This is a genomic window from Dyadobacter linearis, from assembly GCF_907165045.1.
Taxonomy (GTDB): Bacteria; Bacteroidota; Bacteroidia; order Cytophagales; family Spirosomataceae; genus Dyadobacter; species Dyadobacter linearis.
The window spans coordinates 133,352-145,423 of the sequence record NZ_CAJRAU010000008.1 but is presented as its reverse complement, the minus strand read 5'-3'; the positions used below and the strand labels follow the sequence as shown (position 1 = coordinate 145,423).

Here is a 12,072-nt window from a genome sequence, read left to right as displayed (position 1 = left end):
TCAGAAATGATTTTCAGTTATAAAATCCCATTGCTGTGCATCCTGGGTTAATACTTTACCTAAAACCTGATTATAATCATTCGGTGGAATGCCCAGGCCGGCTGGCTTTTTAGATTCCAGATCGTCCATGCATATCAGCTGCCCTTTTTGCATGAATTTATTGACGACCAGGGATTTACCGAATTGCGCTTTCAAAATCCTGAATGCGGAATTATCAGATTTGTCGACTGGGTTGCCCAGCGCATGCTCTATTGCCCGCACCCCTTCCACCAATTTGAATACCTCATCCACTCCCAGTGAGGATGATGCGTCCGGGCTAAGCATTCTTTTATCAAAAGTCACATGAAATTCAAGGAGCCGGGCCCCAAGGGTTGCCGCAGCCAGACAGGCAAACAGCCCGCCCGAATGATCCGAGAAGCCGGTCGGCAACAGGTATCTTTTTTTGAGTTCCTCAATGACATTCAATCCCCACTGGGACGGATCAGTGGGATAAGCGGTGGTGCATTGCAGAATTGAAAGCGCACAGGGATATTGCTTCAAGCAAGCTATTGTTTCATCAAGTTCATAGAAGGTACTCATCCCCGAAGACACAATTATCTCCTTGGCAATTGCCCCGATTTTATCCAGCATCAGCAGGTTTTCCGTTTCCCCAGAACCGATTTTGAACCTGGAAACCCCAATCTCATTCAGAAGGTCGACAGCGGCTATGGAAAAAGGGCTGGCAATAAAGTCAAGTCCATGGTATTCACAATGCTGTTTGAGCTCAGCCCATTGCGCTTTTGTAAATTCCATCCTTTTCCAATACGCCATTCTCGTAGTATCAGCGAACGGGAAAACTTGCCGGAAACTATCATAAGGGCCACTTTCTGCCTCCGCGATGTGAACCTGGAATTTCATTGCGTTGATGCCGGATTTGGCAACCGCGTCGATATATGCATGTGCAAGTGTGATGCTCCCTTCATGCGCCTGACCGACTTCACAAATCATGTAAATGTTGTCCATTACCATTGGGTTAGTTTGAAATTATGCTTCCATTTGAAGAACAAGCCTTTTTTTTCTTCGTTTTCATAATACTGATAGTAGCGGCCAGCCTGCTGAAAACCATTGTAGAGTACATGAAGATTTGATAATCGGTTATCGATGAATAGCTTGTTCAAATCATGCATTTGCTGTCGGCCGGTAACATTTTGCCGGACTACATATAAGGTGCCGTCGACAAAAGATCTGAGCGTATTCGCGTCCGTCACCAAACCTACCGGCGGGGTATCAATGACAATGTGATCGTACTTTTCTTTCAGTGTCAAAATCAACTTTTCGAACTTTGTAGTTGATAGAAGCTCTGCGGGGTTCGGTGGAGGGTAGCCGGAGGTGATCACGTCAAAGCATTGCCCCTGCCCTGATCTTTGGATCAAAATATCGGAATCTGATTTACTAAGTAGATAATCAGTGACGCCACGTGATTCTACATTGAGATACTTCGCCAGGGAGGGTTTACGCAGGTCCAGCTCAATAAGCAATACCTTTTCACTAATCATCGCGAAAGACTGAGCGAGATTCGCCGCTACGAAAGACTTCCCTTCACCGGCATTTCCCGACGTGATCAGGATAGTTTTGCAACCTGCCAGACCAGAAGCGAAAAGCAAGTTCGCCCGGAGTGTCCTGAACTGTTCCGAAATTAAACTCTTTCCGTCGGGCTGTAAGAATCTTGAATGAGCGCCTTTCTGGTAACTGATTTCTGCGATTACCGGCGCTCTGCAGTATTGAGCAAGACTATTTTTGTCATGAATTTTGTCACTCAATACTTTCGATAAATGCAGACCCGCCATCGGGATACCCAAACCGAAACAAGCCGATACCAGAAATACAAGCTGTCTATTCGGCGTGACAGGATTCGAATCTGCGTTGGGAGGATCAATAACCTTCGCATTTGGGACTGTCGATGACCTGGAAATTGAAGTCTCGACTTGTTTTTTCAGCAAAAACAAATACAGTTCCTGCTTGATCTGCTGCTGCCGCGTATAATCCAAATATATCCTTTGCTTCGGCGGCACTTTCGAAATCGCATCCTGATATCCCTGCCCGCTCCGTCGAATTGCATCCAGACTTATACCCAGCTCTTTCTGTTGAATATCGAGGGCAGATAGTATATCAGCTCTTAGTCCAGTTACCTGATTTTCAATTGCCAATATCGCCGGGTGACCTTTATTCATCGTGACCAAACTCTTGCTTCGCAGTAGAATCAAGTCATTGTATTTAATGGCCAGTTCCTTAAAGTTGGCCTCCTGCTGTATCAGGGAGCTGGGAATGATTCCTGTCGGGTTGTCAATTATATACTTCGCAATGGTTTCGACAATCTTTAATTTAATTGCAAACTGACTGTATTGATCTGATGTCGAGCTTGCCTGTTCGATCAGCTGCCGGGTTTCTGCTTCGATATCCAGTAACCTGTTCGTTTTCCGGAATTGCTCGATACTACCTTCAATTTTATGCAGTTCGGACGAAACCTGGGCTAAATTTTGACCTATGAAAGTGAGCGTATTATCTGCTACCCTATTCTTGTCATCAATGCTATTACTGATATAATGCCTAATCAGCGTCGACAAGATCGCTTCGCCCTTTTCAGGGATCGTCTCATTGATAGACAGGTTAATTACACTGGCAAACTTGTTCGCAGCCGAAACAGACAAACCCGCAGTCAGTTTCCGGATCGAATTTTCCTTATTCTCTACAACCAAATAATATTTGCCTTCTCCCGAAAAAACATGCTGAGTTCTTGACAAGACTACGGCCCGGTCGTCAATTGAAATCGTGTCGCCGAATCTCCCGAAAACTGTTCGTTTATTCCTGGTAAGCTCAAACGCATTATCCTTCAAAAACACCACTTGATACTTAGCTGGTGTATTTCTACGAATATTTGTATCGAGAAATACAATTTTGAAAGGCGACTTTTCATACAGCTCAGTCGTTTTCACGCGGCCCTCTGCGAAATAGCTGACATGAAGCGCGAGCGCATCCACGACGTTTTCAGCCAGGCTCTTGCTCTTTAAAATCTCAATTTCATTGTCAATACTGCTGTTGGTTACTGATAAACCCAGGTTTTCCAGTGCAGCAGCATCCCCGAAGTTCGATCCGCGTGAATCGTCCCGTATCAATAGTGAAGACTCGATCAGGTATTTCGGGGTGCCATACCGTAGATAAACAGCAGCGATTAATACGCTGACTATCAACCCAATCAGAAACAGGTGCCAGTTTTGAAGTATGTCCCTCAGGAAAGCATACATCGAAACACGCTGCTCATCTGCCCGCAAACTGGTAATTAACTCTAAATTATGATCCGCCATTACATACTGGTTAGTTTAGTATGATTTAGACGGAGGTTAGTAGATTACGTAACGCGATAACTGAAATTTTTTTGAAAAAACTTTTACAAAAAAATCCCCAGCCTAACAGGACTGGGGATTACGTTATCGTGAATGCGTTTTTAAGCGAAATGCACCTTCACTTTTTTAAGTGCTGAGGCAACAACCTGGTGCATATCATAATATCGATATTCGGCCAGGCGACCTCCAAAAATCACCTGTTCCTCTTCGGAAGCAAGCGCTTTGTACTGGTTAAAAACAGCCGTGTTCTTGTCGTCATTAACAGGATAATATGGTTCTGCGCCTTTTACCCATTCCTGCGGATATTCGTGGGTAACCACAGTTTTGGGCTGCGTACCAAATTCAAAGTGCTTGTGCTCAATAATACGCGTGAAAGCAGTTTCACCGTCGGTATAATTCACAACTGCATTGCCCTGGTAGTTCTCCTGGTCAAGTAATTGATTCTCAAACCGAAGACTTCTATATTCAAGCTGGCCGAATTTGAAGTCAAAATATTCATCAATCGGTCCTGTGTAGACAATCGTTTCCGCGAGTGCGGTAAGTGATTCCCGCTCTTTGAAAAAATCAACCCCTAACCTTACTTCCACACCTTCCAAAAGTCCCTCCGTCAGTTTGTTATACCCGCCGATTGGAATACCCTGATATTTATCATTGAAATAGTTGTTATCAAACGTAAACCGAACAGGTAAACGTTTGATAATGAATGCAGGAAGCTCGGTCGCCTTTCTCCCCCATTGTTTTTCTGTATAGGCTTTGATCAGCTTTTCATAAATATCGGTACCAACCAAAGAAATTGCCTGTTCTTCCAGATTTTGCGGATCTTTAATACCTGCCGCTTCCACTTGTTCCCTGATCTTTTCCTTCGCTTCCTCTGGCGTTTTTACCTTCCAAAGCTGGTAAAAGGTATTCATATTGAAAGGCAGATTATACATCTCCCCATTGAAATTAGCGATCGGGGAATTCGTATATCTGTTGAATTCAACAAATGAGTTCACATAATCCCATACTTCCTTATCGTTAGTGTGAAAGATGTGTGCGCCATACTTATGGACATTAATACCTTCTACATTTTCGCAGTAAACATTACCGCCAATATGTGATCTTCGGTCAATTACAAGACATTTCTTGCCTCGTTTAGTAGCCTCATGCGCAAAGACGGAACCCCATAACCCCGCCCCCACTACCAGATAATCGTATTGTTTCATTCAGTTTTTAGAATAATTGATGTAAGTATGTTTGTTTTTCAACCCCTTTATAAAACAGAAAAGGCCTCCATGAAGGAGACCTTATTCTGTATTTATCTTTATTCCATTAAATACTATGGAAGAAGTTTAAGTTCTACGCGACGGTTTCTTTGAAGTCCTTCACGTCTTGCGCTATCAGCGATTGGTTTGAATGAACCGAAGTAATCAACGATCACTTTGCTTGGGTCAGTCAATCCTGCTTCGTTGATCAGGTAGTTTTTAACTGCATCAACCCGGCGGCGTGAAAGTGCGATGTTGTAGCGGTCAGATGCACGACGATCCGTGTGACCAGCCAATTGCAAGCGGCAACCGTTCAGGTTCATCAGTTTCGCTACATTTTTCAACATTTCCTGAGCTTCTGGCTTAATCGTGTTTTTGTCAGTATCGAACATTACGTTAGCGAAGATCTCAGCACAAGCTGCACCATTTTTAAGCGCATTTTTCACGTAAGCATCGAAGTCAAGAACGCGACCACCACCGTCAACTATGCTTCCAGCAGGTGAATTTGGTTCTTTATCGAAGAAGTCAGAAACACCGTCACCATCTGTATCAAGCAACAATCTTGGATCGATATCTTTTGGGCGGTTTGCTTTTGCAACTGAGTCCATTTCTTCAAGTGTAAGGATTTTCGGAGGCTTGATAAGCGCCTTAGGATCCGTGTAACGCAGGTGGTAGTATCCGCCTTCGTCAGGTTTGTAATCCCATTTGCCATCCACTTTCTGAACTTTCAATGGGTTTTTACCCAATTTGTAAGTTACCTGCACAGCACCATATCCGTAGCTATCCAGTTCTGAATTTCCTTTGCGGGAGGTTTTTTGATCTGCAATTACAAAGCTATTCGCAGTTCTGTCGTAGTCACCACCGAACGTTGCGTCCAGGTAGTCAGAATTTGTATGAGTCAAACGGAAGTCAAGTCCGATGTCAATTCTTTTGGTTACTTCATAGTTAACGTTCAATCCCGTTGGAACGATCCAGTCGTTCATGCTGCCGGTTTCGCGCAACTTAACACCGCCAGTCAGATCGTAAGCGTCAGCGTTGTAGAAAATCTGTCCTACTCCAACATACGCATCTACTTTCCAGCGTTTCATTTTATTAGGTCCCATTAAAAGACCTTTCAAATTCACTGTTCCGGCAACAGAAACATCAAAATAGTTGCCCTCAAAATAACGGTTGTAATTCCGGCGTTTCATACCTCTCAGGTTTCCGAGAGAAACGTCCAGGCGAGAGCCGAACCAGTATGAAAGCTGTTTGTTTAAAGTGAGGCCTCCTTGAATTGTTCCGGATTCCTTGTGGCTGTCAGCTGTTGTTTTGGTAACAGGCCAGAAATCATACTCTCTTAAATCGCCAAAAAACATGGATGGACCGAAATGCGCTGAAATTGACCAGGTGTTCAGCTTGTAGGGACCGTCGTAGGTTGCTTTGGGATTGTAATCCGGAGAATTCGGTTGCTCTAGTGGTTGCGCCAATGAAGGCAGCGCCATCATTGCCCCCAAGGCAAACGAACAAATCAACTGGGATACTTTTTTCATACTATTCAAGTTAGCGTTATTAAGATTAACTAGGATTGATCTTTTAGTCAATTATGAGTAAATTAGGTATTCAATTCATGGCCAATTGTACGTTAACCAAATGCCTAGTGCGCACAAAAATAGGTTAACAATATCATTAAATCAACCGAAGTACACCAGAATTGGAAAAAGTTTCAGGAATTTTCATTTTAATTTTTCCCGAAAGAAATGCCGATTCTGCAACTTTCAAAGACGTTGATTTATTTTTTTTTCTATTTCCCTCTTCCAGGAAACAAAATTCCCTTCCTTGATTTTTTCCCTCGCACTCCGCACCAGCCAGAGGTAAAAAGTAAGATTATGTACACTTGCAATTTGTGCGCCAAGCATTTCATCCGATTTGATCAGATGACGCAGATACGCTTTTGAATAGAAAGTGCTCACATAACCACCCAGGCCGGCATCGATCGCCGAGAAATCATCCTTCCATTTCTCATTCCTGATATTGATCACTCCCTCCGTAGTAAAAATCATGCCATTACGGGCGTTTCTGGTAGGCATTACACAGTCGAACATATCTACCCCCAAAGCAATACATTCCAGGATATTCGCAGGGGTTCCAACTCCCATGAGGTACCTTGGTTTATTTTCCGGTAAAATGTCGCAAACCACTTCCGTCAGTTCGTACATGATCTCGGCCGGCTCCCCAACTGACAGTCCGCCTATTGCATTCCCTTCCCTGTCACAAGAAGCAATATATTCTGCTGACTGTTTTCTGAGATCTTTATAGACACTGCCTTGTACGATCGGGAAAAGTGTCTGATTGTGACCGTAAAGCGGAGTTGTACTGTCAAATCTTTCGCAGCAGCGCGTCAGCCAGCGGTGAGTCATTTCCATGGATTGCCGCGCATACGAAAAATCGCAGGGATATGGTGTGCATTCGTCGAACGCCATGATAATGTCTGCTCCGATCGTGCGTTGAATATCCATCACATTTTCCGGCGTGAATGTGTGTACGCCACCGTCAATGTGTGACTTAAATACCACACCTGCTTCATTTATCTTTCTACCGGTACCTGCCAGTGAGTAAACCTGGTAGCCGCCGCTATCGGTAAGGATCGGTTTATCCCAACCATTAAATGCATGCAAGCCGCCAGCCCTGCCAATAATATCGAGTCCGGGGCGAAGGTAAAGATGATATGTATTCCCAAGAATAATCTGTGCCTGAATATCGTCGTGCAACTCGCGCTGATGAACTGCTTTTACTGTACCCGCAGTCCCCACCGGCATGAATATCGGCGTTTCAATTATTCCGTGATCTGTTTCAATGAATCCTGCCCGCGCCTTCGATCCGGGGTCTTTCGCCTCTAATGTAAACTTCATTTAAATTTTAAATTTCTGCCCTGCAAAAATAGATTGAAGGTCTCGAAGAATCCTGACAATGACTGTATATTTGTGACAATATGGTAAAAATTTACTTCTCTCTTCTATTGTGGCCGACTCTTTACTCTATGCGCTAGCGGCGTTCGTTTCAGTACAATTATTCTATTATCTCTTCTTTTTTACAAGACTTGCATTTTATGAAAAAGGCGCGAACTATGGCAATTCAAGGCCGGGAGTAACTGTACTCGTATGCGCATGGAATGAGAAGGAAAATCTGACTGAGTTGCTGCCGCTGCTGGACGCACAGGAATATCCCGAATTTGAAGTAATCCTGCTCGACGACAGGTCGGACGATGGAAGCGAAGATTATATCCGCAGCAACATATTTAATTGGAAACATATCAGGTACATCCGGATCAACGATCAGTTTGATCACGTTACTCCGAAAAAGTACGCGTTGACAGTCGGAATGAAGCAGGCCAAATATCCGATCGCATTGATGACCGACGCCGATTGCCGCCCCTCCTCCACACATTGGATTACTGCAATGACCTCCCGCGTGACGGAAGACAAGGATATCGTTTTAGGTTTCTCCCCCTATTCCAAAAATGCGGGTTTGCTCAACTGGTTTATCCGTGTCGAAACCTTTTACACCGCCGTTCAGTACCTATCGTTCGCGCTCGCCGGAATGACCTATATGGGTGTCGGACGTAACATATTATATAAGCGTTCTGTTTTCTTCGCAAACAAAGGTTTTTATAAGCACAAAAGTGTATTCGGCGGCGATGACGATATTTTCCTGAATGAAGTATCGAACAGCTCAAACACCACCGTTTCGATCGAGGAAGATTCATTTGTTTATTCTATCCCAAAAACGACCTGGAAAGCGTGGTACCGTCAGAAACAGCGGCATATTTCGGTTAGTAAATACTATAAAATGCGGAACAAGATCCTGTTGGCCCTGCTTTCCGGCAGCCACATTGCGATCTGGCTTTTGGGACTGGTAGCGCTGGTTTTCGGACTGGTCACCATGGACTTTGTCTATCTGCAATATCTCGGGATCATTGTTGGGGCCCGTTGGGTGATCCAATGGTTTTTGCTGATCCTTATTAATTTAAAACTCGATAAAACGGTAGAGTGGTTTAGTTTTTTGCTGATGGATTTTGCGTTATTCGCCTATTATACCGTTTTCGGATTTGTTACTCTAATTAAAAGAAGGCCTCGCCGGACATGGAATTAATCAATAAATATTTTCCTGAACTTACTGATGATCAACGCAGTAAGTTTAGCGAAATGGAAGAACTATATCAATATTGGAATGCGCGGGTCAATGTGATTTCGAGGCAGGATATTGATACATTATATGAAAGACACATTCTGCACTCGCTGGGTATTGCCAAGGTGCAGCCCTTCAAATCGGGCACGAGCGTTTTGGACGTAGGTACCGGCGGCGGATTCCCGGGTATTCCGCTCGCGATCATGTTTCCCGATGCGCAGTTTCATTTGGTGGATAGTATTGGGAAAAAGATCCGCGTCGTGCAGGAAATCGCCGATGCATTGAAGCTGACCAATGTGAAAGCCGAGCAGATCAGGGCCGAAAAGCTGGACGATTCTTACGAATTTGTGGTGAGCAGAGCGGTTACCCGAATTACTCCTTTCGTAGGTTGGGTCAGGAAAAACATCAGCCGAAATTCATTTCACGAACTCAGGAACGGAATTTTATACCTGAAAGGCGGCGACCTGACCGAAGAGCTGGCAGAATTGCCGCACAAAAAGCGCGTTTTCGAGCTATCGGACTATTTCAGTGAAGAATTCTTTGAGACGAAGAAGGTCGTCTACGTACCTTTATAAAAATTTAATAACCTAATCTTATGAACGAACAATTCAGCGCCAGTGGACTAATGAATCCATTTTTTCCGGATAAAGTAACATTCGGGGATAAAGGTGTAACATTCAAAGTGAGCAAGCTTTTCAGAAGTACGGACAACTTTGTATTTTATTCCGACATTTCAGGTGTTGAAGTCGACAGCGGCATGTTTTTCTCGACGATCCGGGTGATCCCAAGAATGCGTCCTGAAATTATTATCAACAATTTTACGAAGGGAGATGCCAAGAAAGTCAAGGAGTTAATATTGCAGAAGGTGCAGGCGTAACATTTTTTTAGCGTGAAAACTTGCGCTATATACCTTTGACGCTTACATTTGCACCATAATTCGAATAAACAACCGGGTTTACACTCCTGAATAGCTCAGCCGGTTAGAGCATCTGACTGTTAATCAGAGGGTCGTTGGTTCGAGCCCAACTTCGGGAGCCTGAAAATGCGGTTCGCCGCTCCGAAAGCACTTAGCATTAATTTGCTAGGTGCTTTTTTTGTTTTGTCGCAATAGAGGTTGCAATAGGTATCGAATTGTGGAAAGGGAAGGAAACGTTGAAATTCATCAGGCGATCAATCAAATAAAATCCCTTTAAACACGCATTTGATAGCGCAAAGGCAAGAGAACTCGCTGTGGATTATAAGATGCCGTCGTAGACCAGTTCACGTTTGATTAGCGCCATATCGGTTGCTTCACCTGGAAATCACAAGCTTACTGGTCTGAAAATGACCATTTTCGAAATACATTTTAACCGTATGTATACCTGGCATGAGGCTCCTTAGGTCCAGTCCATGAGCACCTACCCTCTTGTTGTCCAGCAATTTTAGCCCCGAGGCATTGTATATTTCGATTTGCTTGATTTGCTTATAATCATCAATCAGGAGTCTGTCGCTGGCAGGGTTGGGATATATGCCGAACCCCGTATCGGTAGAGAATTCAATAGCTTCGATGCCACTGAATGCAAATGTTAAATCTTTATCAACCATTTTCAGGCGATAATAACTGATACCATCCATCGGAAAGTGATCATTGAACTGATACTGCTGAGTAACCCTGCTCTCGCCAGCAGAAGCCACGATTCCTATCGCTTTCCAGATCTTGGAATCTGCACTTCTTTGTATTTCATACCTCTCGCTGTTTGTTTCCTCGGCGGTAGACCATGTGAGCAGTAAGGAAGATTCCCGCTTTTTTACCCCAAATGATACTAATGTAACCGGAAGGCCTGCACAGGTGGCGTCAAAGCTGTCGCCGTTGAACGTCCAGCCATTGTTAGTTATCAGATCGTCATGTGCAGTTACTGCTAGCGGGCCATAAACCTTTCCATCGGCACCCAGAATTATTCCGTCAGGCGTGTTAGGATTTGCCGCCCACCCAATCAGAGAAGTACTGTAATTACCGCAATCAAGGCCGCTGCCAGTAAAAATGTTATTCAAATTGATATTGTCAGGACTAAATGTCCATTGACTGAGCGGCTGGTTGAAAGCTGATGCATTTCTGAACATACTCGCCATAAGGGTCACATTGCTGACGTTCCAATTGTTCAAAGGCTGATCGAAGGCTTCCGTGTCCCGGAACATATCTCCCATGTCGTTCACATTGGTAACGTTCCAATTACCAAGGGGCTGATTAAAACTCACAGCATCTTCAAACATTGATCTCATAACACTGACATTCGCCACATTCCAGTTATCCAACGGCTGGTTAAAACTGTTAGCCTGCAAAAACATATCCCGCATAGTGGTCACATTGCTTACATTCCAGCTGTTAATCGGCTGATTGAATGCTTCTGCCCTCCAAAACATCGCTCGCATATTTGTCACGCTGCTTACATCCCAATCTGCCAGAGACTGATTGAATACAGTTGCATTGTTAAAGGTATACAGCATGCTAGTTACATTACTGACATCCCATTTACCGATCGGTTGATTGAACACACTTGCATTGGTAAAGGTACCTTGCATATCAGTTACGTTACCGACATCCCAGTCATTCATCTTCGAGGAGCCGGTTAGGGACCTGCATCCGTTAAAGGCGGATCGCATTGATGTGACGCTGCTCAACACCGGCAAATCCGTTTCCGGCAATGATGTTAGGAAACTACAATTCACATATGCATCTTCCATTGATGACCAAACGGTCGTCCCCCATTGCTCAATCTCTAATATGGTGTCAGAGCCTCCCAAAATTCCAAAAGTGATCCTGTGAAATGGAATGGAGCCGGTTGGTTTAATAGCTACCCGGTATGTGCCAGCAGCCGGAAACGTAATAGTTTGAACATCCGTAAAAGTGCCGGTTTCCGGTAGCGTGCCGGATATGCCCGCCGGAATACTTTCATAATAGAGCGTGTACTCACCATAGGCCGGAATAGAAATCTGGGTATTTTCAGGAATGGCATTATCGGTTTTCCAGATGGTTACATAATCCGTAGCGGCAATCTGTGCGTAGGAAAAATCTACTGCAACAAAAATTAGTAAAATTGGAAGCAGGGGCCGCCAGATGGACAATAAAAAATTTAAACGGGAGCAGAGTTTGGTCATGCGGATAAAGTATTGAGTAATGTTGGAATAAATATGCGATTTATCGTCGAAGTTCCCATATTTTCAAAACTAAATAGCGAGGGAAAGAAAGGTACTGAAGCAGTCCATGACGAAATGGTCATTATTGAAGTAATGGCACAAGAACTGGA

At 44.1% G+C, this 12,072-nt stretch carries 9 protein-coding genes and 1 tRNA gene; 4 read left to right on the top strand and 6 right to left on the bottom strand.

What is annotated here, in order from left to right; translation table 11 throughout:
* From KOD92_RS23190 to tgt, 5 genes are all read right to left on the bottom strand, one after another.
* Positions 1-1,002, bottom strand: a complete 1,002-nt coding sequence (locus tag KOD92_RS23190) for an N-acetylneuraminate synthase family protein (RefSeq protein ID WP_215236001.1) — start codon at positions 1,000-1,002, stop codon at positions 1-3.
* Entirely contained in the window at positions 1,002-3,341 is a 2,340-nt protein-coding gene (locus tag KOD92_RS23185) for a GumC family protein (protein WP_215236000.1), read from the bottom strand. The genes KOD92_RS23190 and KOD92_RS23185 overlap by 1 nt, the downstream gene beginning before the upstream one ends.
* Before the next feature lie 140 nt (positions 3,342-3,481).
* Positions 3,482-4,585: a UDP-galactopyranose mutase gene (gene glf, locus KOD92_RS23180; RefSeq protein ID WP_215235999.1), complete on the bottom strand. Its 1,104-nt coding sequence runs from the start codon at positions 4,583-4,585 to the stop codon at positions 3,482-3,484.
* A gap of 113 nt (positions 4,586-4,698) precedes the next feature.
* On the bottom strand, positions 4,699-6,153 hold the full coding sequence (locus KOD92_RS23175; RefSeq protein WP_215235998.1) for an OmpA family protein: 1,455 nt from the start codon (positions 6,151-6,153) through the stop codon (positions 4,699-4,701).
* Positions 6,154-6,378: 225 nt separating this feature from the next.
* On the bottom strand, positions 6,379-7,512 hold the full coding sequence (tgt, locus tag KOD92_RS23170; protein ID WP_215235997.1) for a tRNA guanosine(34) transglycosylase Tgt: 1,134 nt from the start codon (positions 7,510-7,512) through the stop codon (positions 6,379-6,381).
* 109 nt (positions 7,513-7,621) lie between these two features.
* Between tgt and KOD92_RS23165 the strand changes: the two genes are divergently transcribed.
* The 4 genes from KOD92_RS23165 (at position 7,622) to KOD92_RS23150 (ending at position 9,823) form a co-directional block, all read left to right on the top strand.
* Positions 7,622-8,752: a glycosyltransferase gene (locus KOD92_RS23165; protein WP_215235996.1), complete on the top strand. Its 1,131-nt coding sequence runs from the start codon at positions 7,622-7,624 to the stop codon at positions 8,750-8,752.
* Positions 8,743-9,363, top strand: a complete 621-nt coding sequence (rsmG, locus tag KOD92_RS23160) for a 16S rRNA (guanine(527)-N(7))-methyltransferase RsmG (RefSeq protein ID WP_215235995.1) — start codon at positions 8,743-8,745, stop codon at positions 9,361-9,363. The genes KOD92_RS23165 and rsmG overlap by 10 nt, the downstream gene beginning before the upstream one ends.
* 20 nt (positions 9,364-9,383) lie before the next feature.
* The gene (locus KOD92_RS23155; protein ID WP_215235994.1) at positions 9,384-9,665 is read left to right on the top strand and encodes a hypothetical protein; all 282 of its coding nucleotides are present in this window, start codon (positions 9,384-9,386) and stop codon (positions 9,663-9,665) included.
* 84 nt (positions 9,666-9,749) lie between these two features.
* Positions 9,750-9,823, top strand: a tRNA-Asn gene (locus tag KOD92_RS23150).
* A gap of 255 nt (positions 9,824-10,078) precedes the next feature.
* Here the strand turns inward: KOD92_RS23150 and KOD92_RS23145 are convergent.
* Positions 10,079-11,923 carry a BspA family leucine-rich repeat surface protein gene (locus KOD92_RS23145; protein WP_215235993.1) on the bottom strand — a complete coding sequence of 615 codons (1,845 nt, stop codon included), beginning with the start codon at positions 11,921-11,923 and terminating at the stop codon, positions 10,079-10,081.
* Positions 11,924-12,072 lie beyond the last annotated feature (149 nt).

Excerpts from the sequence above, each read along its gene's own strand:
- tgt (WP_215235997.1), bottom strand. The coding sequence starts at position 7,512 with ATGAAGTTTACATTAGAGGCGAAAGACCCCGGATCGAAGGCGCGGGCA.
- KOD92_RS23190 (WP_215236001.1), bottom strand. The coding sequence starts at position 1,002 with ATGGACAACATTTACATGATTTGTGAAGTCGGTCAGGCGCATGAAGGG.
- KOD92_RS23185 (WP_215236000.1), bottom strand. The coding sequence starts at position 3,341 with ATGGCGGATCATAATTTAGAGTTAATTACCAGTTTGCGGGCAGATGAG.
- rsmG (WP_215235995.1), top strand. The coding sequence starts at position 8,743 with ATGGAATTAATCAATAAATATTTTCCTGAACTTACTGATGATCAACGC.
- KOD92_RS23175 (WP_215235998.1), bottom strand. The coding sequence starts at position 6,153 with ATGAAAAAAGTATCCCAGTTGATTTGTTCGTTTGCCTTGGGGGCAATG.
- KOD92_RS23155 (WP_215235994.1), top strand. The coding sequence starts at position 9,384 with ATGAACGAACAATTCAGCGCCAGTGGACTAATGAATCCATTTTTTCCG.
- glf (WP_215235999.1), bottom strand. The coding sequence starts at position 4,585 with ATGAAACAATACGATTATCTGGTAGTGGGGGCGGGGTTATGGGGTTCC.
- KOD92_RS23145 (WP_215235993.1), bottom strand. The coding sequence starts at position 11,923 with ATGACCAAACTCTGCTCCCGTTTAAATTTTTTATTGTCCATCTGGCGG.